The organism is Trichocoleus sp. DQ-A3 (genome assembly GCF_039961975.1).
Taxonomy (GTDB): domain Bacteria; phylum Cyanobacteriota; class Cyanobacteriia; order Cyanobacteriales; family FACHB-T130; genus FACHB-T130.
The window spans coordinates 18,421-39,435 of sequence record NZ_JAMPKC010000037.1; the positions used below are offsets into that span (position 1 = coordinate 18,421).

At 47.6% G+C, this 21,015-nt stretch carries 26 protein-coding genes and 2 pseudogenes; 10 read left to right on the forward strand and 18 right to left on the reverse strand.

What is annotated here, in order from left to right:
* Window positions 1-147: 147 nt before the first annotated feature.
* Window positions 148-1,713, reverse strand: a complete 1,566-nt coding sequence (locus NDI44_RS26430) for an adenylate/guanylate cyclase domain-containing protein (protein ID WP_242037133.1) — start codon at window positions 1,711-1,713, stop codon at window positions 148-150.
* Here NDI44_RS26430 and NDI44_RS26435 point away from each other — a divergent pair.
* Complete coding sequence (locus NDI44_RS26435) at window positions 1,712-1,891, forward strand: hypothetical protein (RefSeq protein WP_190414544.1); 180 nt, start codon at window positions 1,712-1,714, stop codon at window positions 1,889-1,891. The two genes, NDI44_RS26430 and NDI44_RS26435, sit on opposite strands and share 2 nt — an antisense overlap.
* Before the next feature lie 516 nt (window positions 1,892-2,407).
* On the opposite strand, the gene NDI44_RS26440 is transcribed toward NDI44_RS26435, so the two are convergent.
* Window positions 2,408-2,995, reverse strand: a complete 588-nt coding sequence (locus tag NDI44_RS26440) for a universal stress protein (protein WP_242037134.1) — start codon at window positions 2,993-2,995, stop codon at window positions 2,408-2,410.
* Between the two features lie 531 nt (window positions 2,996-3,526).
* Here NDI44_RS26440 and NDI44_RS26445 point away from each other — a divergent pair.
* Window positions 3,527-3,751 (forward strand): hypothetical protein, encoded by a 225-nt coding sequence (locus NDI44_RS26445; RefSeq protein ID WP_190414545.1) that lies wholly within the window; start codon window positions 3,527-3,529, stop codon window positions 3,749-3,751.
* Between the two features lie 97 nt (window positions 3,752-3,848).
* Here NDI44_RS26445 and NDI44_RS26450 read toward each other — a convergent pair whose 3' ends face one another.
* Both NDI44_RS26450 and NDI44_RS26455 read right to left on the reverse strand, forming a co-directional pair.
* Entirely contained in the window at window positions 3,849-4,295 is a 447-nt protein-coding gene (locus NDI44_RS26450) for a hypothetical protein (RefSeq protein ID WP_190414546.1), read from the reverse strand.
* Window positions 4,292-4,465 (reverse strand): hypothetical protein, encoded by a 174-nt coding sequence (locus NDI44_RS26455; protein WP_190414547.1) that lies wholly within the window; start codon window positions 4,463-4,465, stop codon window positions 4,292-4,294. Before NDI44_RS26455 ends, NDI44_RS26450 begins: the two co-directional genes overlap by 4 nt.
* A 227-nt stretch (window positions 4,466-4,692) precedes the next feature.
* On the opposite strand from NDI44_RS26455, the gene NDI44_RS26460 reads away from it, so the two are divergent.
* Together NDI44_RS26460 and NDI44_RS26465 are read left to right on the forward strand one after the other, a co-directional pair.
* On the forward strand, window positions 4,693-5,187 hold the full coding sequence (locus NDI44_RS26460) for a peptidoglycan-binding protein (protein WP_190414548.1): 495 nt from the start codon (window positions 4,693-4,695) through the stop codon (window positions 5,185-5,187).
* Window positions 5,188-5,462: 275 nt separating this feature from the next.
* Window positions 5,463-5,834, forward strand: a complete 372-nt coding sequence (locus NDI44_RS26465) for a hypothetical protein (RefSeq protein WP_190414549.1) — start codon at window positions 5,463-5,465, stop codon at window positions 5,832-5,834.
* On the opposite strand, the gene NDI44_RS26470 is transcribed toward NDI44_RS26465, so the two are convergent.
* The 5 genes from NDI44_RS26470 to NDI44_RS26490 all read right to left on the reverse strand — a co-directional run bounded on the left by NDI44_RS26470 (window position 5,795) and on the right by NDI44_RS26490 (window position 8,002).
* A complete protein-coding gene (locus NDI44_RS26470) occupies window positions 5,795-6,142 on the reverse strand; it encodes an antibiotic biosynthesis monooxygenase (RefSeq protein ID WP_190414550.1) in 348 nt (115 codons plus the stop codon). The genes NDI44_RS26465 and NDI44_RS26470 overlap by 40 nt on opposite strands.
* Before the next feature lie 141 nt (window positions 6,143-6,283).
* Window positions 6,284-7,024 (reverse strand): DUF2993 domain-containing protein, encoded by a 741-nt coding sequence (locus tag NDI44_RS26475; RefSeq protein WP_190414551.1) that lies wholly within the window; start codon window positions 7,022-7,024, stop codon window positions 6,284-6,286.
* Between the two features lie 53 nt (window positions 7,025-7,077).
* Window positions 7,078-7,260, reverse strand: a complete 183-nt coding sequence (locus NDI44_RS26480) for a hypothetical protein (protein ID WP_190414552.1) — start codon at window positions 7,258-7,260, stop codon at window positions 7,078-7,080.
* 323 nt (window positions 7,261-7,583) lie between these two features.
* Window positions 7,584-7,706, reverse strand: coding sequence for a hypothetical protein (locus NDI44_RS26485; protein ID WP_277877640.1), 123 nt, complete (start codon window positions 7,704-7,706; stop codon window positions 7,584-7,586).
* Between the two features lie 29 nt (window positions 7,707-7,735).
* Window positions 7,736-8,002: a hypothetical protein gene (locus NDI44_RS26490; protein ID WP_190414553.1), complete on the reverse strand. Its 267-nt coding sequence runs from the start codon at window positions 8,000-8,002 to the stop codon at window positions 7,736-7,738.
* Between the two features lie 276 nt (window positions 8,003-8,278).
* Between NDI44_RS26490 and NDI44_RS26495 the strand changes: the two genes are divergently transcribed.
* The 3 genes and pseudogenes from NDI44_RS26495 to NDI44_RS26505 all read left to right on the forward strand — a co-directional run bounded on the left by NDI44_RS26495 (window position 8,279) and on the right by NDI44_RS26505 (window position 10,694).
* A complete protein-coding gene (locus NDI44_RS26495; protein WP_190414554.1) occupies window positions 8,279-8,920 on the forward strand; it encodes a hypothetical protein in 642 nt (213 codons plus the stop codon).
* Between the two features lie 138 nt (window positions 8,921-9,058).
* Window positions 9,059-9,910 carry a pentapeptide repeat-containing protein gene (locus NDI44_RS26500; RefSeq protein WP_190414555.1) on the forward strand — a complete coding sequence of 284 codons (852 nt, stop codon included), beginning with the start codon at window positions 9,059-9,061 and terminating at the stop codon, window positions 9,908-9,910.
* Between the two features lie 99 nt (window positions 9,911-10,009).
* Window positions 10,010-10,694, forward strand: a pseudogene (locus NDI44_RS26505) (SDR family oxidoreductase).
* Window positions 10,695-10,989: 295 nt separating this feature from the next.
* Here the strand turns inward: NDI44_RS26505 and NDI44_RS26510 are convergent.
* Together NDI44_RS26510 and trxA are read right to left on the reverse strand one after the other, a co-directional pair.
* Window positions 10,990-12,096, reverse strand: a complete 1,107-nt coding sequence (locus tag NDI44_RS26510) for an alkene reductase (protein WP_190414556.1) — start codon at window positions 12,094-12,096, stop codon at window positions 10,990-10,992.
* Window positions 12,097-12,221: 125 nt separating this feature from the next.
* On the reverse strand, window positions 12,222-12,593 hold the full coding sequence (gene trxA / locus NDI44_RS26515) for a thioredoxin (protein WP_190414557.1): 372 nt from the start codon (window positions 12,591-12,593) through the stop codon (window positions 12,222-12,224).
* A 397-nt stretch (window positions 12,594-12,990) separates the two neighbouring features.
* On the opposite strand from trxA, the gene NDI44_RS26520 reads away from it, so the two are divergent.
* The gene (locus tag NDI44_RS26520) at window positions 12,991-13,353 is read left to right on the forward strand and encodes a metalloregulator ArsR/SmtB family transcription factor (protein ID WP_190414558.1); all 363 of its coding nucleotides are present in this window, start codon (window positions 12,991-12,993) and stop codon (window positions 13,351-13,353) included.
* A 49-nt stretch (window positions 13,354-13,402) separates the two neighbouring features.
* Here NDI44_RS26520 and NDI44_RS26525 read toward each other — a convergent pair whose 3' ends face one another.
* Entirely contained in the window at window positions 13,403-13,948 is a 546-nt protein-coding gene (locus tag NDI44_RS26525; RefSeq protein ID WP_190414559.1) for a pentapeptide repeat-containing protein, read from the reverse strand.
* Between the two features lie 50 nt (window positions 13,949-13,998).
* Here NDI44_RS26525 and NDI44_RS26530 point away from each other — a divergent pair, with 50 nt between their 5' ends.
* Entirely contained in the window at window positions 13,999-14,295 is a 297-nt protein-coding gene (locus NDI44_RS26530; protein ID WP_190414560.1) for a hypothetical protein, read from the forward strand.
* A 253-nt stretch (window positions 14,296-14,548) separates the two neighbouring features.
* Here the strand turns inward: NDI44_RS26530 and NDI44_RS26535 are convergent, their stop codons facing one another.
* The 5 genes from NDI44_RS26535 to rppA form a co-directional block, all read right to left on the reverse strand.
* Window positions 14,549-15,226, reverse strand: a complete 678-nt coding sequence (locus NDI44_RS26535) for a class I SAM-dependent methyltransferase (RefSeq protein ID WP_190414561.1) — start codon at window positions 15,224-15,226, stop codon at window positions 14,549-14,551.
* Window positions 15,227-15,260: 34 nt separating this feature from the next.
* Window positions 15,261-16,625: an amino acid permease gene (locus NDI44_RS26540; protein WP_190414562.1), complete on the reverse strand. Its 1,365-nt coding sequence runs from the start codon at window positions 16,623-16,625 to the stop codon at window positions 15,261-15,263.
* Window positions 16,626-16,695: 70 nt separating this feature from the next.
* Window positions 16,696-17,274 (reverse strand): hypothetical protein, encoded by a 579-nt coding sequence (locus NDI44_RS26545; protein WP_347275833.1) that lies wholly within the window; start codon window positions 17,272-17,274, stop codon window positions 16,696-16,698.
* A gap of 702 nt (window positions 17,275-17,976) precedes the next feature.
* Complete coding sequence (locus NDI44_RS26550) at window positions 17,977-19,236, reverse strand: ATP-binding protein (RefSeq protein ID WP_190414563.1); 1,260 nt, start codon at window positions 19,234-19,236, stop codon at window positions 17,977-17,979.
* Between the two features lie 139 nt (window positions 19,237-19,375).
* Window positions 19,376-20,059: a two-component system response regulator RppA gene (gene rppA / locus NDI44_RS26555; protein WP_190414564.1), complete on the reverse strand. Its 684-nt coding sequence runs from the start codon at window positions 20,057-20,059 to the stop codon at window positions 19,376-19,378.
* Between the two features lie 243 nt (window positions 20,060-20,302).
* Between rppA and NDI44_RS26560 the strand changes: the two genes are divergently transcribed.
* The gene (locus tag NDI44_RS26560; RefSeq protein ID WP_190414565.1) at window positions 20,303-20,701 is read left to right on the forward strand and encodes a hypothetical protein; all 399 of its coding nucleotides are present in this window, start codon (window positions 20,303-20,305) and stop codon (window positions 20,699-20,701) included.
* A gap of 78 nt (window positions 20,702-20,779) precedes the next feature.
* Here NDI44_RS26560 and NDI44_RS26565 read toward each other — a convergent pair.
* A pseudogene (locus tag NDI44_RS26565) lies at window positions 20,780-20,905 on the reverse strand (phage holin family protein); the annotation flags it as partial.
* Between the last annotated feature and the right edge of the window lie 110 nt (window positions 20,906-21,015).

The window sequence follows — 21,015 nt, forward strand, 5'->3', positions numbered from 1 at the left end:
CAGCGCAATAAATTTCGGAACCTCACCCCAACCCCTCGACCTCCACGGAGAGGGGAGAATATTCAACCCCTCCTCGTTTACGGGGAGGGGCAGGGGTGGGGTTCAACCGTACTGCACCCAAATGAGAATTGCCGCCATGAATACCGACTATTCCTTTAGGCAATACACAATAATCGGGTGGGGTTGCCCCTTTACCTGCTGGGGAGGCAATTCTTGAGTCGAAATCGTCGAGGGTAATTGCTGATGAGTCGCCGCACTCAGCAGCAACGGTGTTCCAAGTTCTTTGGTCAAAGATTCGATCCGCGAGGCGACGTTCACCGGATCTCCGATCGCAGTGTACTCCAATCGCTGGGGTGAGCCGATACTGCCTAACACCACAGATCCCGTATGAATGCCAATTCCCATTGCTAAAGGAGCTTGTCCCTGTTTTGCTAAGTCGCTATTAATCGATTGCAGGCTGGCGAGCATTTTTTGAGCCGCTGCAACAGCCTTGGTAGCATGATTGTGGGGATCATCTCCGACGCCAAACAGCGCCATAAATCCATCCCCTAAGAATTTGTTTACCATTCCCCCATGTTCCTGCTCAACAATTTTTACCATTTCAGTCAGGAACAAGTTCAGCATCGCCACGACTTGCTGGGGAGAGGAAACCGCACTCCGGGCTGTAAAGTTGCGGATATCGGCAAACATAATTGTTAATTCCTGCTCGACGCCGCCCAAGCTGGGATCGCGCTGGAGAATCTGTTGGGCAGCGGTTTGACCGACATGACGACCAAAGGTTTCTTGCAAGCGTTGTTTGTCTCGCAACTCCTCAATCATGTCGTTAAAATCATCAATTAAAGGGCCAAATTCATCGGCTCGCAGCAATTTAATGTGGATATTAAGGTTCCCAGATGCTACCATCCGAGCCGCCTGTTGTAGCTCCTCTACGGGTTCAACGACTAATTGACCGACCATCAAAGCACTGCTAAACCCGAAGACCATACCCAACACCCCGACGGCGATGGTAAACCAGGGATCGGGCGTTGCGGATGAACTAGCGGTCAAGCTTAAAAGTAATAGCGAAGCAATCGGACATACCCCAGCAGATATTGCCCACACGAGTCCTCGTTGCCGCAGCGAGAGGGGGAAAGCCCCCGGTGTTTCCGCCGGGTGAGCTTCTTGAAACAGCAACGGGTACAACAGTCGCTGGGTAAACAGCTCAACGATAAAAAAACCTTGAGGGATGGCAATCAGCGCTGCAACGATCACCGAAATCGACAGGTGCAAGAATACGCGCCGGTCGAGCGTTCCCGGAGCATAATGCAGGGCGAGTAGAAATACGGGAATGCACAACAGCCAACCGATTCCCGCCAGAAGCATTCCCCACCACGGCAGATTAATCGCGAGTTGTCTGGCTTTAATCAGATGCTCGGCTCTTAAGGTTTGCTGGTGCAGGATCTGCTGTAAAGGTCGTTGTAGCGACAGCACGAGCTGCACCCAGAGGGACAGAGCGACTGGGTAGACGACAACGTTGTAAACCAACAGAGTATTGACAAAGACTCTATTCTGCGCGGGAGTCAGCAGCGATTGAATCTGGGTCAGGTTGTACCAGATATTAAATGCACTGCCAATCAACTCGGCAGCGAGTGGCGCACAGGCAATCATCCCTAGACGATAAAGAATGAGCCAGTTTAATTGACTCCTATCAACCAATCCATAACGGGATGCCATGTCCGCCTCCTTGATTTGGCATGGTTTTACAGCGATCGCTTCCCGGCTTCTGGTTTTACCGATTCCTACGGCAGTGTGTCTTACTCATCATTGTGCGAAAAAGATAAGTATTTCAGTGATTTCTTACCACTATGCTTTACAAATTGAGCTGTTTCCGGGGCATTTTCAGATGAACTGACAAACTCAGCCAATTTTTTAGTCGGGGAGGAATTATTACCCAATGCCTCGCCGCTACGAGATGCCAAGATGAATCCAGATGCATTGCCATGTCCCAATGGCAATGCCGTGTCCTACGCTCATTGGGATGAATCGCAATTTCACAAAAAAGCCTTCTATAAAGAAGGCAGAATCTCACTGATGAGTAAGCAGTTCTTGAGTGGTAGATAGATTTATGTATAGCGATTGTTCAAGGTGAGTTTCCAGTCGCTTTTTTGAGCGAACCTTATTTGAGCTAGCTCAAATGAGTGACATTCACTTACGCGATCGCTCAGTAAAAAAAATGCCCTCTCATCTCTTCCGCTGAAAGGGCATCGTCTAACTGATGGGTGTGAGAAGGGTTTTCACCATACTTCTTAAAAACAAGCATAAGTCGGTAATGTGACAGGAGTATGACAAGTGAATAGCAATGCTGCGATCGCTGTTGCTCGTCTTGCCCTCGTTCCTCTAAAACAACCGAACCGTGCTATTTACAAACTCAACGATGGACAACCAGAACCGAGCAGGGGGCATGATGGAGGACGTAATTGCTGACACTACCGAGAACTAACTCACCAATCCCAGAACGACCCCGACGTCCCATTACGATGAGATCGGCGCTCCAAGTTTCAGCTAAGTCACAGATGTTTTCACCCCTGCTGCCAAGGTTTTGGGTGAATTCGGTACTAATTCCTGCCTTCGTTGCTTCATCTGCACGCGATCGCAGTAGCGCCAAGTATTGACTTTCAAATGCATCCCACTGCTGTCGATAGTCGCTTGGGACATCATCGCGTCGCCAAGGATAGTAATCCAGACCCGGCATCCCAGGAATCCCCGGACTGCCCTCTTCATTCGCAGATAGGACGTGCAATAGCATCAGACTGGCATGGAACGCTTTCGCTAAGGATACGGCTTCATCAAAGACTTGCTTGCCAATTTCAGAGCTATCCATTGCCACGAGAATTTTGTAAAACATACACACCAGTCCCAACCTGTTTTTGTTGCCAGAATGCAGCACTTCTTGACCAGCGAACCCTGGATGTTTAGCTCTCCTTGCGGTTCGGGCTATGACTACCAGTTCCTCCATTATCAGAGGTGCAGATGATACTCTTCGACCAAATTAGTCGAGACTGGGCAGGAATGCCAAAGAGCAACTGGTCTAGCGCTTTGCTTGTTTGGTAGCCGAGGACTAGCTTTCCCAACCCGGGTATCGTTGCCAATCCCAGTCGCGATCGCTATCCATAAAAAAATGCCCTCTCATTCCTTCTGCTGAGAGGACATCGTTCTTTAACTGATGGATATGTCAGAAGCAATTACCCTATGCCTACATAAAGTTTACTCATGCAAATGTGACATCAGGGTGACAACTACATAGCAATGCTGCGCTCGCCAATTACCTACCCCGCAGATTGTTTAATTTGATACCGTTTTTCCCCGGAAAAGCTTGTGAAATCAGCGTCCCGCAACGATCCTCTACCTTTCCTTTAGTTGATCCCAGCCCCACTGGTAGGGTTAAACACACTTTACTAGAATTAGCAACACTAGCAGTAGTGGAGTGAAGGGGCTACACTCAAACTAGCATTGCTCGTGGCTGCACTCTTCGCGCCGAGGTCTGAAAATGGTGAACACTAGCGCGGTCGCTCTCAAACCCTGCATCTCACCCAAACTGGTTGAGCAGTTTCCGGTTGGGTGTCGAGTCAGGCGCTTGGACTTTTGTACGGAAGGAGTCGTGGTGAAATACGAGGCGGGCGATCGCATAGGCTACACAACCGATGATGGCTGGTATGATTTTCCTCATCATTCCCAGCTCCAACGGATTGATGCGGATGAGGTGGATTGGTAAATAGCACAGACTTGTCAGGGGTAGGCGAACGCCTCGCTTTGAAGACACGCGATCGCGTCTACCCAAAAGAGTCGCTCATAGCGTTTTTACCGCCACTTTAATGGCTGAGAAATTGCTGGATGTAGCTAGCCAAACTTTGTTGTAATTGCCAGTCAGTGCTAGGAATCGGAGTTAAATAAAATCGCTGTCCTGATAAAAGCGTCAGAGTAAGCCGGTAAAAGCGAATTCCTCCTAAGTTAGATTCTTCTACTTGAACGTCCGTAATCTTGTCAATTGAATAACCCGTTACTTGAGTTCCCAGCCAGCCTTTTTGTTTGAGAATTACTCGATTGAGATGTTTATCAAATCGGCAAGTCTTCACCGGACTTCCAAACATCATCAAGTTAGCGCAAAAAATGCAGAACAATCCAAAAAAATCAATCGGCCAATTGGAAGAAATAAACACGAGAAGCCCTAAAACAGCGGTAAAACTACTCAGCATCCAAATGCCAACTGGGCGTTCTCGCAGGGTGAGTAATGTAAAAGTTTGCTGAATTACCTTCATCGGTTTAGCTGTGGATGCGATCGCACCTCAAGAGCAGATTTGCTCTTGCTACTGTCATAGGTCACGCCTGACAAGAATAACCAAAACTGCTGCCACGAATCATAAAAAGCAAAAATCCCACTTCCCAACTCGACGCAAGTCGATGTCTTGACGCGCCATAAACCCATCATAAGACTGCCAACTTAAGTTGGGACAAACCTTCTCGACCAAGCTGTCTCTGGTTCCTGGGAGCGAATCAAGAAGCCACTCAGTAGTTTTTATCGCCTCCTGCTAATGGGTGATCAACAAGCGGGATATTGCAATATCCAGTTGCATGAACTGAGCGTGCGAGGTGGAAGGGAGAACGCTTTGGTTAGTTTGGAATAGTCAAACACAGGAATTCAAAGAGACTTAAGCCATGCTTGCTAAAGAATCAACTCAAACATCAGTCAAACCAGCTCAACTCAATAAGCCCGTACTGCAAATAGGGAACTCTGGAGCCGCAGTAAAAGAATTACAACAACTATTAACTAAAAGGTTTGCTTATAACGGAGCTATCAACGGAAACTTTAATGAAGAAGTCGAATTAGCCGTTCTTGTTTTTCAAAATTGGATGTTTCTCAAAGAAGATGGCGTCGTGGGTCAAATGACCTGGCAGGCTCTCTACATCGGCGCTCCCGTAAATATGCCAGTGCTGAAACGAGGCGCTAAAGGTGAGATAGTCATCACGCTTCAGAGTGTACTGTCTTTATCTGGTGATTTTGATGAACAAGTGAATGGAATCTTCGGACCCCACACTGAAGCTGCTGTGAGATCCTTTCAACTGCGTAGTGGTCTATTAGCAGACGGAATTGTGGGCGAAAAAACCTGGTACGGGTTGAGTAAGGTGCGTCAACAAATCGGGGGGTGTTGAGCCGGTTGCGTGGATACGCTTTTCAATACTTGCACGTTTCAAGCGATCGCTAGCCGTAGATTTTGACATGGCGACGCCACCCGCTGAATTCTACCAAACCGCTCTCCTGCTTGCGAATGTGATGCACCTCACACTCACCATCCGAGGTGCATCACGAGGGGTTCCAAAGTTCTGTCACCTAAATCTTTTTAAACAATCACTTTTGCTTGCGGGTTGAATCACGATTCGCCATAGTATTTTCACCGATATTTAGGGCATTAAGTTCCCGTGCCCTAATGATGATCCCACCGAGTCAACCCCAACCCTCAGTAACATCCAACGTCCTTGATACTGACGTTAAAGAAGTTCCCAGCCAATATAAAGGCTGGTCAATTAGCACAAAAGTGATTGATGGAAAGCTATGGTTGCGTTGGCAACATCCCCAAGAATCCTTCCCCCGGTTTGGGTGTCCTGTAAACGAAGCTGGCCTTGCTTCAACCATTGGTCATGTGCAATTCCTCATCGATCTCGCCATCAAGTTGGAGTCAGGAGTGCCCGCGAGAAAGCCTTTGACATCAAATGACTCAAATGTCTCCGACCGGATAGAGCGATCGCTTTTTCGGGTTGATTATATGGATGGGGATTCACCACTTGCATTTGTAGGCTGAATTTCACTGACGATTTCATAGAAAGCAGTGGTCGGCGCTTCCTCAAACAAAGGATTCATCTGATTTAAGATGGCTTGGTATGCCTCGCTTTGATTGGCTTGCATATCTTCGACACTCTCCCAAAGAATAATAGCGATTCCTCGGTCAGTCCCCGGTTCTTGCAGTAAGTACGACCCCTTAAAGCCGTGCGTGTAGGTTGACACAGCTTTTTCATAGAGTTGCTCAGCCTCATCAAATTTGCCAGGTTTGAATTCTCCAATCGCAACATAGGCAAATTTGTGCTTTAAAAAATCTTGAAACTCTGTCATGGTTTCCTCCTAGAAGCTGGGGTTATCGCGGTTTTGTCGGGGCTAAGCCTACGGTACGCTAATGGGTTGAAGGGAGAACCGCTTGATGGATGCGATCTGCTGAAAGCAGCAGCGCTTCGCTATCGTGCCCTTCATCCTCGATCATTGATCGGGAATTTGCTTGATGTAGGCTTCGGTATAAAGGGTTAAACTACCCTGTTGTACATCCATCTCCTTAATGCGGATCGCCATCCCTTGGAGGTCAAAATAGGGCAAGTTTGCCAGTTCTCCTAACTTCTCCATCAAGGCGATTGTGAGTTCCAGTGAAATGCCTTGTCCAGGATTACAGCTAAACCCCTCCAACAAGATTGGCGTTGAAGAAGTGCGCGGACGCACTACGGCGGCGAAACCGACTTGTCGAGCCTTATCCACGTCATGCAGTAGCATTTTTCCACTGAATTCCATCTTGCCCTCACCCGGCAGATGCATTTCCAGTTCTTGCGGTTCCAAGGTCACGAGTTGACCATCTGCATTCAACTCCATGCTTTGAAACTTGCTGCGGATGTAGTCTGAGTTTAAAGCGCGGTTGATATCTTGTTCGGTGAGGACAACACGGGCAGTCGCGTCTAGCGGATGGTTCAGCTTAATCTGACCGAATATCGCGTCAAAGAGATTGATCGCAATATTATCGGCGTGCAATTCCATTTCCTGCACGCGAATATCTTTCTGAATCGCCAGACCCCGACCTTCAACCGAAACTGAATTAGCCTTTCCTTGAGCCATCTTCAGCAAATCGGTTCGGACATCTACATTGATGTTCTCTACGCTATCCATCTGGCTAGATAACCCCATTTCGACAGCCTGGGAGAGGGCCTGCTCCTCTAGGCGTGGCTCGTCTGTCATAGTGCTTAATCTCAAGAAGTGTGCTGATACTGGTTACTCTAGACGCTCATCACTCAGCAGCGTATCTGCATCTCGGAATAAACAAAATGTAATAAATCATCTAATCCAATATTTTTTGGCTCAGGCAAACCTAACCCCCAACCCGTTCCCTGCACAGGAACGCGAGCCGGAGCCATCTTTACAGTTCCTCTGGGCATTGCAGAGGAGTTAGGGGTTGGGTCAAAAGCCCCATCCATTCCCTATCTCAAAGTATTGGCTACCTGCTTATCAGTCCAAATGTGTCGTTTCTGGAGACAAGATAAGCCATGAATCTGGGCTGTAGTTCGTTGTTGAAGGATTTTGACGGATATGAAAAAGCGCCTGGGAGTCTTGCCGTGTTTCGACCCCAGACGCTTTTTCTTCTAAACTTGCTCCTCACACAACTAAAGAATATCGCTTGTTCAATCGAGCTAATACTCTAGTACGTGACACTTGATCAACTGACACGCGCTTGATAAAAATCTTTACATTATGGGTGATGAGCGCCCAGACGGGGGAAAATCGCTCGGCGGCTACAATATTAAGCTGGTCTCTGGGCGATCGCTCTTTTGTAACGTGACACACCCAACACATTCCAGGTTTCCGAAGCGTCGGTCATCTTTACAATCCCCGATCGGGATTCATCCAGAACAACCCACGCCATCCCTGAGTATCAGACCCGATTTAGGAATTTTAGGTGTATTCAATTTGAAGGAAAACCGCGAGAACTCCGAGAATTGCCACCCCAACAATGGTTTCCCGTTGCTCATCCCAAAGACGGCGCAAGCCATAAAAAACATAGGTAAATGCTGCACGGCGTTCTCGTCCGAGTTCAGCCATCAGCAATTGAACTTTAGCATCTACCTCTTCAATCGAGACTTCGCCCTTTTCATAGGCAGCTTCTAACTGATCTAATTTGCGCCAATATTCTTTGGTTGCTTCAAACAGGTTAGGCATCATAACTTAAAGGTGTATTCTTTTATTGTTAACTTATGTGAATTAAGCTAACGCGCCTGTCTGGGTGGTTGTGTCTATAAAGGGGTAGAACCCGATTGTCTATAAATAGGTAGAACCCTGGTTGCGTGAGTCTTCAAATCCCTAAATGGGAGAGTCCTTCGGCGGGAAGCGATCGCTTCTCTTATTGGCTGACCAGATGCAGCTTCTGGCGATCTGAGATCGCGGTAAACTCAGATGTTGCACCCGATTCCTTTTTTCTAACTTCCGGAGTTAATTACCTTGGGCATAGAACTACGCAGTTACGTATTTCTAGACAGCTTGCAGCCTCAGCACGCAGCTTACATGGGGACGGTAGCACTAGGGTTCTTGCCATTGCCAGGAGATACGTCGCTGTGGATTGAAATCTCACCGGGCATTGAAATTAACCGGATTACTGATGTTGCCCTCAAAGCTGCCTCTGTACGTCCAGGGGTGCAGGTGGTCGAACGACTATACGGGCTACTAGAAGTGCATTCCAGCCGCCAAGGGGAGACGCGGGCGGCGGGTAAAGCCATTTTGGAGGCGCTGGGAGTGCATCGAAATGAATGTCTCAAGCCGCACGTCGTTTCTAGCCAGATTATCCGCAACATTGATGCTCACCAAACGCAGTTGATCAATCGCACGCGGCGAGGACAGCTACTTCTGGCAGGACAAACGCTTTATGTATTAGAAGTTCAACCTGCCGCTTATGCAGCACTGGCGGCGAATGCGGCGGAGAAAGCGGCGGCAATTAACATCTTGGAAGTGCAAGCTGTGGGAAGCTTCGGACGCCTCTATTTGGGCGGAGCAGAACAGGATATTCTGGCGGGTTCTGCGGCGGCGTTGGTGGCGCTAGAAGGCGTGCCTGGTCGTGAAAATCCTGCTAGTTGGCGTCAAGAATAGCGAAAGGATGGGGATGACGAGGGAGAGAAGGGGAATGCGATCGCTCTTTACAAATGGGCGATCGCTTGCTTTCAAAGAAAGCCACTTCAGATTAAAGTCAATGCGTTAGCACTGGTGGGTTAAGCAAAGGAAATCCAAATGGCAAATCTAGAGCATCTTGCACTACTTCAGAACGGTGCAGTGAAATGGATTGAGTGGAGAAGAAAAAACCGACAAATAGAACCTGATTTGAGCGAAGCCAACCTCAGAGGGGTCAACCTCAGAGGCGCAATCCTCACAGGCGCTAACCTGAGAAGGGCGGATCTGGGCAATAGTTTACTCATCGCCGCTAACCTCAGCCATGCTACCCTCAGCGATGCAAATCTCCACTCCGCTTCCCTAATGGAGGCAAACCTGAGTGAAGCGAACCTCAGCATTGCGAACCTCAGCAAAGCCAACCTCAGCGATGCCGATCTGGGCGATGCGAACCTGATCGGGGCTGACCTCAGAGGAGCTAACCTAAGAAGAGCGAATCTAACTAACGCGAACCTGATCGGCACCGATCTCAGAAGCGCTAATCTTCACAAAGCCGATCTCGGTGCAGCAAAGCTGGCTAGAACGAACCTCAGCGAAGCTAACTTGATGGCAGCGAACCTAATAGCCGTCGATCTCAGTAATGCTAATCTTTACGACGCTGAACTACTAGGAGCTTACCTTTACAAAGCTGACCTACACAAAGCAAACTTAATCGAGGCTCACTTCAATGGTGCTTATCTCTTTAGGTCTAACTTGAGCGAAGCGAACCTGACTCAGGCTGATTTCAGATGGACTAACCTCAGCAAATCGAACCTCTCCGGCGCTAATTTGAACAAAGCGAACTTGAGGGGTGCTAATCTCACCGGCGCTAACCTCACTGCGGCGAATCTTACCGGCGCTAACCTCACCGGCGTTAACCTGACGCGGACGATACTCCAAAAAGCAATCATGCCTGATGGCACAATTCACCCTTAGCTGGCAATTAAATTTTGGGTTGTAGAAATGCGATTCATGGCTTCTTCCCGCCAGACCCTTCAAAAATCCCAAATCTAAAATCCTAAATTAGTCTAACTCATGAAAAAACTGATTGTAATTACAGGGGTAAGTCGGGGTCTCGGTCTTGCTATGACTGAAAAATTTATTGAGCAAGGTCATACAGTTTGTGGGTGCGCCCGTTCCACAGAAGCAACACAGAAACTTGAGCGAAAAATTGGAACGCCCCATCATTTTACCAGCGTAGATGTTGCGGATGAACATCAAGTGAAAGCCTGGGCTGAGCAACTTTTAAAATAAATACTCATCCCCTGATTTATTAATTAATAATGCCGCATTAATCAATCAACCCGCCCCGCTTTGGAAAGTTGATAGCACGGAATTTTCTCGACTCATTGATGTCAATATTAAAGGAGTCGTGAATGTAATCCGCTCCTTTGTTCCAGCTATGATTAAAAAGAACAATGGCATCATTGTCAACTTGAGTTCAACTTGGGGTCGCTCCACCTCGCCTGAATTTGCACCTTACTGTGCTTCCAAGTGGGCAATTGAAGGATTAACTCAGTCGTTGGCTCAAGAATTACCTTCGGGAATGGCGGCGATTCCCCTCAACCCAGGCATTATTCATACCGATATGTTAGAGACTTGTTTTGGAGAAGAAGCGGCTGCTTACACAGCGGTGAAAGATTGGGTTAAAAAAGCGGTGCCATTTTTATTGCAAATGGCACCAAAAGACAATGGTGTGCCGCTGACAGTTCCTTCATAACCTTCCTATGCGGTTAATCTATGAACGAGAATTAAAGACAGAAATAAACTTTACTTCTCTTTGTACTATATGGGTTCTCACGTGAGTGCAATATACACTCGGAACCTCACCCCAAACCCCTCTCCGTGAACGGAGCGGGGCTTTGAATATGGCTCCCCTTCCTTTATAGGGAAGGGGCTGTTCTTGTCAGGTCTGGGAGCGCTTTGATGAGCAAAACAAGTCACTTGTGTGTAGACCGTAGCTCTTTAAAGGAAAGGGGGTGGGGAGGAGGTTCTCTGTGAGGAAACAAATCAACTCAAGCCGTCTGTAATTCAAGGCTTGGATAGTCGATATATCCCTTCTCATCGCCACCATAAAAGGTGGAGCGATCTGGCTTATTTAGGGAAGTATTGAGTGCAAAACGTTCTGGTAAATCTGGATTAGCAATATACAGTCTTCCATAAGCCACCAAATCTGCATTGCCAGAAGCCAAAACAGCATTCCCTAAGTCGCGGTCATATCCTCCTGCGGCGATTAAAGTCCCTTTGAAGATAGGACGGAAGTATTCGGTAAACAAGCCTCCTGTAGAGTTATCGAGGCTAGTATTGCCATCGGTTCTTGGCTCAACGATGTGGAGATAAGCGAGGTTGAAACGGTTGAGTGAATCGGCTACATAACTGAACAAAGCAGATGGATTGGAGTCAGACATACTGTTGAAAGTACCGCTTGGGGAGAGGCGAATTCCTACCCGTTGTCCACCCCAAACACTGACGACTGCTTCAGTCACTTCCATCAAAAGTCGGGCGCGGTTCTCAATTGAACCGCCATATTGGTCGGTTCGTTTGTTCGTCCCATCCTCAAGAAACTGGTCAAGGAGATAACCGTTGGCACTATGAATTTCAACCCCGTCAAATCCAGCAGCTAAGGCATTTTCTGCCCCTTTGCGGTATTGTTCGACGATTCCTGGAATCTCTTCAGTTTCTAGGGCACGAGGCGTGACGAAGGGTTTTGGCCCTTCAAGAGTGATTGCTTCACCTTCTGGTGCGATCGCGCTGGGCGCTACTGGCAGTTCTCCTCCTGGTTGCAGTAATGGGTGAGAAATCCGCCCAACGTGCCACAACTGTAAGAAAATCCGCCCCCCACGAGCATGAACTGCATCTGTCACCAGTTGCCATCCTGCCACCTGTTCTGCTGAGTGAATGCCTGGGGTATTCGCATATCCCTGTCCTTGAGGCGATACTTGAGTGGCTTCTGCGATAATTAACCCCGCCGATGCCCGTTGTGCATAATAAGTCGCATTCATCGCTCTAGGAACATTTCCCGCTCCCGCACGCATCCGGGTTAAGGGAGCCATCACGATTCGATTGGGAAGTTCTAAAGAACCCAGCTGAACAGTTGAGAAAAGATTGATATTCTCGCTCATTGACTTAATCTCCATTGGAATGACATTACAGTTTTGATTGCACAACGCAGACATCAGGAACTCTAGCTAGCTAGTGTATGAGCAGTGCGGATAAGAGTTACCCGCACCGCCAACAAACTAGATAGTTAGTTAATCGCTACTGGCTTTGTGGTTAAGTTGTTCTGTGGAAGTAAAGCTTGAAGCTTGTCAGACAGCACTTCCAAAGGAGCTACGCCAGTGGTTCGATCCACCACCACACCATCTTTGAAGAACAGCAGCGTTGGCACGGCTTGGATGTTGTATTGTGTAGCGATGTGTCCATAGGCGTCAATATTCAGCTTGCCAACCTTAGCAATTCCTTCAAAATTGGCAGCTAATTCTGCAACTAATGGGTTGAGCATCCGGCAAGGACCACACCAAGCCGCCCAGAAATCTACCACAACTGGAACTGAACTTGCGAGGACTTCGGTTTCAAAGTTGTCTTCGGTCAAGGTGACATATTTCGCGTTGTCTGACATGGTTTCCAGCCTCCTTCAGGCTGTAGATCAAGGTGAGGAGAGTATCAGCAGCTGTTGCAGAAAGCGCATTGCATCATTTCATGCGATCGCATCCACTCAACTCGCTGCTAAAAGTTACCAATCTGGTTTCAATCCCCTAAAGGGTTTAGTAGTTAAACAACCATTTGACTAAATACTAGAACAATCTTTCCCCAATAGTCAAGTGGTTGTTTAACTATTTCAATACTGAACGCCAAGACGTAAAATAGAAGTAAGACGGTGAGTTTTCGCCAACGGCATACATCTACGTCAGACACGCCTATACCGTCGTTCAACCTTCTTTTAGTGTTGACATCAGGAGTAATGCAGAGTCTTGTTGGGGCTTTCTCGTGGCTTCTTTTAGTAACCCCTACTTCCCATGATCGATAACAACCATAGCGTTCAACTGCCCTCTGCGTCTCAAGCTGCCGTTCAAGACATAGAACTTCGGGCTAAAATCTTTGCAGCTCTCTCCGATCCAACACGTTTGAGGATTGTGGAGATGTTAGCTTCTTGCGAGGAAATGAGTGGCAGCGAAATAGCCAATTATTTAGGGATTAGTTTAGCTCTCTTCTGTCACCACTCCAAGACACTGGCGGAAGCGGGGTTAATCCAGATCCGAAAAGAAGGTCAAACCAAGTACAACTCGCTGAAACGGGAGTTACTGTTTGATTGCTTCGCCAGTTTTACACCCAAACAGCTAGAAACAACCACAGTTGAAAATAATTCTAGATCCAACTAACCGCTGTATGTTGATGATTTTGCAAGAAATATAGGTTTTCCTTGCGTACTTAAGCGTAGTCGTGAACTTTTCCGTCAGGCATTCTGGCTTCAGTTAAGACAGCTTCACTGAGGTTGGTTTCAATTAAACTTGCTTGCGTTAAATTTGCCCTGAGTAAAATAGCTTTACTTAGGTTTGTTCCTAGTAAAATTGCCCCAGTAAGGATGGCACCCATTAGCTTGGCTTTAGATAAGTTGGCGTATCTCAGGTTTGTTTGGTTCAGGTTTGCCTCACCTAACACGGCTTCTTCCAAATTTGCCCCTTTCAAATTTGCTCTGGTTAGATTTGCTCCCCGAAGATTTACCTTACTTAAATTCGCTGCCCCTAAGTTAGCTTCAGTGAGGTCTGCTTGACGTAAATTTGCCCCTGTTAAGTCTGCTTCGCTGAAATTGACTCCGCGCAAATCTGACCCTCTCAAGTTCGCCAAACATAGATTCGCTTTGCTAAAATTTGCTTCATTTAAGCAGACAAAAGCTAATTTTGCCTTATATAAATCTGCTTTTCTAAAGTTCCTTTTTCCGGCTGTATATAGCTGTACAATGTTTTTGAAATTCATCGTGAATAACTCCTATTTTCTTATGACTAAGACTCGCCAAAGGCGGGATAATGCGTCAACCCACCGTCAAAAAACCGAGTTTGGCTTGTGATGTAAGTAGCTTCGTCAGATGCCAAAAATGCCACCGATGCTGCCATTTATTCCGGCGGACTTGCCCGAAACCTTGGGATATAAACTTTCTACCTCAGCCTTTGCTTCTAAGTCATGTAGATGCGCGTAACTGTGGCACCCAGCCCCGTAGCATTGACCCCAATACCTTTAGTATTTCGGCGCGATCGCATAAAATTTTCTATGCCACCTTTCTGGCAGTAAAACCAACCTATTCTGGCTTAAGGATAATTTCGTGAACGCTGGAAATGGTGAGAATAACAGCACTCCTATTCTGTTCTAGAAAGTGTTTAATCGCTTAGGGGCGCTTATCGGTGCGCCCCTAAATAAGCGCCCCTAAGATTAATTTTTTGGAATTCGCCAACAGCATCTTAAAAGGGAGGCTAACTTCTCCCTTTTAAGATGCCGTTAAGGGAGCTGTTGCAGATTATTGGTGAAATAGTATCAGCAAGATTAGTTCGGCTGGATGGAACTTGCAACAGGATATCCCGGTTATTTCAAATTATCCGGGACAGTTTCAGGCACAACCCAGGAGTAAATAGTATGCTGGCGACCGGGGCTACTTTCTACCTGCACTACTTTCTCAGGTTTCCATTCACCCATGTCGTAGTTGTGCGAAACAATGCGAGTGCCTGGTTTAAGTTCCTTGAGGAGCTTCGGTCGCAGCCGCAAGTTCACCTCAGGAAGCAGGTACAGCGTTACCACCGTGGCATCGCTGAGGTCAGTGGCGAATAAATCTTGTTGTAAAAACCGCACGCGATCGCTTACACCCGCTTTTTGGGCATTTTCTCGACTTTCTTGAACCAGTTGCGGATTGATATCTACACCAGTTCCGCGAGTGCCGAATTGTTTTGCAGCGGTAATCACGATTCGTCCATCGCCACTGCCGAGGTCGTAGAGTACATCGTTCCCTTTTACCTGCCCCTGTTTGAGCATTTCGGCGACGACGACTTCGGGGGTTGGCACAAAGGGCACATCCGCTGGCTGTTGTTGGGTTTGAACGTCGGTTGCGGGTGCTTCGGCTTGAATATTCGGTGCGGCGGGCGCTTGGGTTTGAGCATCAGATTGAGCTTGTGCATCAAACTGGCGTTGTTGGGTGCAGCCTGCGAACAAGAAGCTACCCGCACTCAAACTTGCAACCAGCAACAGCTTAATTTGTTGTAATTGCATTGCATCTTCTCCTTTTGAGTTGTTAACGTTTTGCTCAAATTTGCCGACGACGAGATAACAGCAACAGCGGTGCGCCAGCGATCGCAACAGCTACTCCGACAAGCGCCCCAACCCCTGTATAGGCAACGCTGGAGTAGAGTAAATAAGCACAGATTGCACAAAAAAGTAGGGGCGTCAGAGGATAGAGAGGGACGCGGAAGGGTCGCACTACTTGCGGTTCTCGAACTCGTAACACTAACAGCGAGACACCCGTTAGCAGGAAGAAAAACCAGAACACTGGCGCGGTGTAGTCCACCATCGTTTTAAAGCCTTCGCGAGTCAGAGTTCCCAGAAACACGAGGGCTAACGCGATCGCACCCTGCACTAGCAAGGCATTGGCTGGCGTACTGGCGCGATGGTGCCAGCGTCCGAGGAAGCTGAACAAGGAAAAATCTTGTCCGAGGGCGTAATTGGTACGTGCGCCGGTGAAAATCGTGGCGTTGATCGCACCCAAGGTAGAAATGGCAATCAGGAAGCTGATAAACCAAGCACCGGGTTCGCCAACTGCACGACGCATCAAATCCGCTGCTACGGCTTCTGAGGCTGCCATGTTCGCCAATCCTAAACCGTGGATGTACGCGAAGTTTATCGCTAAGTAAATTGTCGTGATGATGCCGATACTCACTAGCAGCGATCGCACCATGTTTCGGTTGACGTTGCGTAACTCGGCTGAGATATAAGCCGCTTCATTCCAGCCGCCATAGGACAACAGCACGAAAAGCATTGCCATCCCAAAGTTTGTTTGGGATGTTGCTGGTGCAGCAGGCACCTCCGGGAGACTGGGAACGGCAAAGGCTAAACCCCCAATTACCACCAACAGCAAGCCACCCACTTTGGCGACTGTTAGCCAATTCTGCGCCCACTTTCCTTGCTGGACGCCGATGATATTTAAACCTGTCAACAGGGCGATCGCAATCCCAGCGTAAAGTGAGGATGAATAATTCCCAAGGCGCAGTAATTGCGAGGCATAGTCTCCGAATACGAACGCCAACAGGGCAATCGAACCTGTTTGAATCACCGTCATTCGTGCCCAAGCAAAAAAGAAGGCGATGTTTTTGCCGAAGGCACGCATCAAGTAATAGTAATTGCCCCCAGCGTGAGGATATGCCGTTGCCAATTCTGCGTAGCACAATGCGCCGACTAAGGACATCCCGCCACCCAGAATCCACAGGGAAAGTGCAACCGCTTCACTCCCAGAAGCAGCGGCGACTAGGGATGGTGTCTCGAAAATTCCGGCACCAATCACGATACCGACAATTAGAGCGATCGCGTCTACGAAAGCCAGCGCTGGCTTGGGTGCTGCTGTTTTGCTTACCGCGAAGACTTGATTTGGGAGACTGTCGTTTACCCGTCTGCTCATTCTGGCACCTTCACCGTTGCGATCGTAATTTCTTTGAGTTGCGATGTGAAAAGATTAAAGCAAAGTCGGTTTAAAGTCCTGAGAAAGTGTAACCAACTCCGATTAATAATCCCACCTCTGTTTCATCAACAAAACCGACATTCACGCCAGCGGTTGCGGTGAATTGGGATGATAATGGAACATCGACCCCGCCCGTAATCAGTGCGCCAATAGTGCTATCGTCACCCGTTGAAATCGCCACTCCGCCTCCAATATAAGGGGCTACACGGTATCTGATTTGTTCCACTCCTTGAGAGGGGAAATCGTAAGTAAGTGGAACCAGAAAAACTGTATTATCGCCAAATAAAGCAGCGGGTCGCACAGATAAATTTCTGGTGAGTCCAATTTTGCTAATGACTGCAAAGGCACCTTCACTTAAAGTCGTATCGCCACCTAATCCAATGTTGCCTGCAACCCCGATATAACTTGGGCCAGAGCGAGTGGCTCTACCAGGTATTACATCCACTTGAGCGATTTCCGGCGCTGTGGTTTCAGTCGTCGCTGCTTCTGGGAGTTGAGGTGTTGAAGGTTCAACAGTCAAAGCCGACGCAGACGTTTTCACCCTTTTGTCTACAATCTGCTCTGGGTTTACCGCATCGGAGGTTGCGATCGCTGTTTTCTCAGGAATTTCCTGCTTTGTCTCGCTAGAAAGGTTAGATGGAGATTGATTCGCCCCGGCTGATGCAGTGGCAGTTGGCAATTTTATTTCTGAAAAATCTTGCTCTTGAATTGTTGATTCTGTCAGTACCTTTACAACAGAATCAGGTGAACCTGAATTCGCTACATTCACTTGTTCTTGTACAAAGAAAGTTGTAACTTGGTCAGATTGAATTGGAGTCTTATTTGATTCAGAATTATGATTAGGTACTCTGGCAAACGCATCTGTCTTAGGGGTGAAGTCGTCAGTTTCAGCTTGAGCTGATAAACCACTACAAACAACAGCCAGAGCGGCAAGGCAGAGTAGAGAAGTACCTCTGAACAACATCGGATTTACACTAACTCCATGAAAAAAAGTGTTGAAAACTAACTAAAGAAAAATGATTTAGGAGTGATAACCTTCTGCTCCTGCTATCTTCAGTGTTGGCAACAAATGTGACTAGAAAGTGACAGTGGGAGCATCCCGTATTTGCAAATCCCCCACAGACTGGAAGTCTGGGGCTACACAAACAAAGCCTGCCTCCGCAGGCTGAATTGATTCCGCGCAGGCGGACTTGGTTGAATAGAAGCGAAGCAACTTATGTCCCCTCTTCTTCTTGAAGGGGGGTAAGGGGGGTTGGCGTAGCCGCGATTTCCAATCGCCAGGTTATTTTTGCTACTGGAGTGGCAGCTCAATTTGAAAAGTTGATCCTTGACCGACTACACTGGTGACGTCGATCCCACCTCCATGAGCTTTGACGATTTGCTCAGCGATCGCTAATCCCAAACCAAAACCCCCTGTAGTGCGAGAGCGATCGCGATTCACCCGATAAAACCGTTCAAAAATATGGGGCAAATCAGTCGCCGCAATCCCCATCCCAGTGTCTGAAACTTGAATAATAGCCAAATGCGATCGCGTAAACAATCGCAGTTGAACTTCACCGCCCTCCAGGGTATATTTGCAAGCATTACTCAGCAGGTTCATCACCGCCAGACGGAGCAACTCTGGATCGGCCTTCACCTCCAAGCTCTCAGTCGGCAGATTACTAACAAAATTTAGATTTTTGGTGGCTGCTTGCGTTGCATAATTCTCTGCTAGCTCCTGTAGCAAAAGAGTTAGATTAATCTTTCTCAAAGATTCAGGAGATAATGACCCATCATTACGAGCCAAAAACAGCAGATTACTCACCAGCGAATTCATGGACTTAGCAACATTCACAATCTTGTCTAGCCGAAGCCGTTGCTGTGAATGATCGTCAGACAGCAACCCGACTTGTGCATTGCTAAGAATCGCCGCCAATGGTGTCCGCAATTCATGGGAAGCATCTGCGGTGAAGCGATGCAGTTGCTCGTAAGCATGACGAATCGGTTGCATCGCTAGCCCCCCCAAAAACCACCCAGTCAGGCTAATTACCCCCAAGGTGACTGGCACCAAGAGCGTCAGAACCAGCCGCAATTCAGACAAAGCCTCTTGAGTGGATGTCAGGGAAGTCGCAACCTGGAGATAACCAATTAATACACTCTTCTCGTAGACAGGCAGCGTTACCTGACGCAGCCAACGTGCAGAGCCATTGGCAGTTTTGATGGTTTGAAATCCATCTGTCACCGTCAGCTTCTCTGGAGGAAGCGTACCAAAAAATTGCACCAATTGCCCTTTGGCATCGTACCAACGCCCATACGCCAGCCCACTATCCAACGGCTGTGGGTTATTTCCCAAAAGTGGCACATTGTCCAGCTCTACCTGCCATTGACCATTGCGACGCTCATAATTTACGCTCGCTGCCATTACCTTGGTTTGTTGGTAGAGTAATCGATCCAATGCTAAGAGCGCGTCTGCAACTTCTACGTAGTAGACGACTCCTGCAAAAATCACCAAAATACTTCCCATTGATAGGGTGAACCAGCGAGCCAGATTGCGACGGCTACGACCAAACATGGAAAAAAGCAAAGTTAAAAAGCGCCTGAAGATTTAGGGAAGCAAAGTTACACCCGAATTTGGGGCAAGGCAGGCAAAAAGCAAAAGAAACATTTATTCTGTCATTTTGATTCATTTATATTTTGAATTTCTTCTCTTTTTACTTTTGACTTCCCGAAGGATTGAGGCGATATCCCATGCCATAGACTGTTTCAATCCAATCTGCCGCACCGACTAACTGCAAACGCTGCCGCAGCCTCCGGACAAGGGTAGTTACGGCATTGCTCTCTGGTTCTGCACCCCACTCCCACAAGGCTTGTTCAATTTGATCGCGGGTTAAGACCTGATGAGGGTGGCGCAGGAAGTATTCTAATAGCTGAAACTCGCGGGCGGACAATTGGATAGTTGTCTGTCCCCGTTCAACAGTCAAGCTATTCAAGTGCAGTTGTAAATCTTCTATGCGGAGGATATCTCCCTGCCATAGAGGCGATCGCCTTCCCAATGCCCGCACCCGTGCCAAAAGTTCGATAATATCAGTCGGTTTAACCAGATAATCATCAGCACCGGCATCCAAACTCGTAACTTTATCCACAGTCGTGTCTTTGGCAGTCAGCATCAACACCGGCGAGGTTTTCCCTGCTTGTCGATACTGGCGACAAAGGCTCAACCCGCTGACTGTCGGCAACATCCAGTCTAAAATTAACAAGTCATAGTCTTTTTGAGAGATCAGCCATTGGGCAGTTTCCCCATCCTCAATGCCATCGACAATATGTCCGGCTTGCAACAAAGCTGCGTTTAGTGGCTCTAATTGTTCGGGGTCGTCTTCTACCAGTAAAATTCTCATAAGACGCTTTAGTGAAACCTCTTTTCCGGAGAATCGTCGATCGCGCTGCTCATAGTAGAGAAGCCTAAAGCGATCGCACGTCTTCCACCAGTCAGATTTTTATCGAGTACAGAAGAAAATCAAGAGTCAAAAGTGAATCTTCTCTTTTTATATCTTTTAAATTTTGACTTTTGATGTCGAATTTGATTGTTTTTTTCCCTTAAACTCAATTAGCTGTGAAGCTAAAATTCCTCACCTCTCCCTATGTCCTCTCCCCGTTGGTTACAAAGATTACATTTTTTAGGGCTAGAATTTTGGCTACCTCTACCCCTGCTAGGAATTATTTTTTGGGTTGGGGGTGGACTGATAACAGACCAAGCATTAAGTCGCTCCTACGATACGGTTGATAAGCTTCAAGCTGATACACAGTTGGAAGTGCAACTTTCAGTCACCTTGCTAGTCATCAAAGCAGAAATTGACAAAGAGCAGGGATTTACCAAAGTACAGGTCAAAACGACAGATTCGACACTCAAAAAGTTAGAATTTGAGTTTCCAGTAACAGAATTCAGTCAGGTGGAAGCTGCGATCGCGCAAGAGTTAGGACTGTCTGTTGAAAATGTTAGGACGCTAGTGCGTTACCAATTGAAAAACCGCTCCTTATAGACAGTTACTCTCACTCAATCCGAACTCTCTGAACCCTCTACTTCCGGTTCTATTTCCCCGCTCAGAACAAACCTGCGCTTACAATCTGAGCGATGCTAGCAGATGGAAAAGTAAAGAATTAACAATACTCAGTGCCAATGAGCCAAGCAAAGCACTCCAAAAACCCCACCGTAACCGAAATCCTGTCACTAACCAAGCAGCTAAGTAGCTAGGATGATTTAAACCTAAAACGCTCCAACGTATATCCCCCTTGTTCACTCCGTGATTCCATGCCGTCCATTACAGCAAGGGCTAAATCATATTCATTGTCGAAC

What these genes read in the sequence shown, in the direction of transcription:
- NDI44_RS26435 (WP_190414544.1), top strand. Translation starts at nt 1,712, where the DNA reads ATGTCCGCCTCCTTGATTTGGCATGGTTTTACAGCGATCGCTTCCCGG.
- NDI44_RS26430 (WP_242037133.1), bottom strand. Translation starts at nt 1,713, where the DNA reads ATGGCATCCCGTTATGGATTGGTTGATAGGAGTCAATTAAACTGGCTC.
- NDI44_RS26440 (WP_242037134.1), bottom strand. Translation starts at nt 2,995, where the DNA reads ATGGAGGAACTGGTAGTCATAGCCCGAACCGCAAGGAGAGCTAAACAT.
- NDI44_RS26445 (WP_190414545.1), top strand. Translation starts at nt 3,527, where the DNA reads ATGGTGAACACTAGCGCGGTCGCTCTCAAACCCTGCATCTCACCCAAA.
- NDI44_RS26450 (WP_190414546.1), bottom strand. Translation starts at nt 4,295, where the DNA reads ATGAAGGTAATTCAGCAAACTTTTACATTACTCACCCTGCGAGAACGC.
- NDI44_RS26455 (WP_190414547.1), bottom strand. Translation starts at nt 4,465, where the DNA reads ATGATGGGTTTATGGCGCGTCAAGACATCGACTTGCGTCGAGTTGGGA.
- NDI44_RS26460 (WP_190414548.1), top strand. Translation starts at nt 4,693, where the DNA reads ATGCTTGCTAAAGAATCAACTCAAACATCAGTCAAACCAGCTCAACTC.
- NDI44_RS26465 (WP_190414549.1), top strand. Translation starts at nt 5,463, where the DNA reads ATGATGATCCCACCGAGTCAACCCCAACCCTCAGTAACATCCAACGTC.
- NDI44_RS26470 (WP_190414550.1), bottom strand. Translation starts at nt 6,142, where the DNA reads ATGACAGAGTTTCAAGATTTTTTAAAGCACAAATTTGCCTATGTTGCG.
- NDI44_RS26475 (WP_190414551.1), bottom strand. Translation starts at nt 7,024, where the DNA reads ATGACAGACGAGCCACGCCTAGAGGAGCAGGCCCTCTCCCAGGCTGTC.
- NDI44_RS26480 (WP_190414552.1), bottom strand. Translation starts at nt 7,260, where the DNA reads ATGGATGGGGCTTTTGACCCAACCCCTAACTCCTCTGCAATGCCCAGA.
- NDI44_RS26485 (WP_277877640.1), bottom strand. Translation starts at nt 7,706, where the DNA reads ATGGCGTGGGTTGTTCTGGATGAATCCCGATCGGGGATTGTAAAGATG.
- NDI44_RS26490 (WP_190414553.1), bottom strand. Translation starts at nt 8,002, where the DNA reads ATGATGCCTAACCTGTTTGAAGCAACCAAAGAATATTGGCGCAAATTA.
- NDI44_RS26500 (WP_190414555.1), top strand. Translation starts at nt 9,059, where the DNA reads ATGGCAAATCTAGAGCATCTTGCACTACTTCAGAACGGTGCAGTGAAA.
- NDI44_RS26510 (WP_190414556.1), bottom strand. Translation starts at nt 12,096, where the DNA reads ATGAGCGAGAATATCAATCTTTTCTCAACTGTTCAGCTGGGTTCTTTA.
- trxA (WP_190414557.1), bottom strand. Translation starts at nt 12,593, where the DNA reads ATGTCAGACAACGCGAAATATGTCACCTTGACCGAAGACAACTTTGAA.
- NDI44_RS26520 (WP_190414558.1), top strand. Translation starts at nt 12,991, where the DNA reads ATGATCGATAACAACCATAGCGTTCAACTGCCCTCTGCGTCTCAAGCT.
- NDI44_RS26525 (WP_190414559.1), bottom strand. Translation starts at nt 13,948, where the DNA reads ATGAATTTCAAAAACATTGTACAGCTATATACAGCCGGAAAAAGGAAC.
- NDI44_RS26530 (WP_190414560.1), top strand. Translation starts at nt 13,999, where the DNA reads ATGCGTCAACCCACCGTCAAAAAACCGAGTTTGGCTTGTGATGTAAGT.
- NDI44_RS26535 (WP_190414561.1), bottom strand. Translation starts at nt 15,226, where the DNA reads ATGCAATTACAACAAATTAAGCTGTTGCTGGTTGCAAGTTTGAGTGCG.
- NDI44_RS26540 (WP_190414562.1), bottom strand. Translation starts at nt 16,625, where the DNA reads ATGAGCAGACGGGTAAACGACAGTCTCCCAAATCAAGTCTTCGCGGTA.
- NDI44_RS26550 (WP_190414563.1), bottom strand. Translation starts at nt 19,236, where the DNA reads ATGTTTGGTCGTAGCCGTCGCAATCTGGCTCGCTGGTTCACCCTATCA.
- rppA (WP_190414564.1), bottom strand. Translation starts at nt 20,059, where the DNA reads ATGAGAATTTTACTGGTAGAAGACGACCCCGAACAATTAGAGCCACTA.
- NDI44_RS26560 (WP_190414565.1), top strand. Translation starts at nt 20,303, where the DNA reads ATGTCCTCTCCCCGTTGGTTACAAAGATTACATTTTTTAGGGCTAGAA.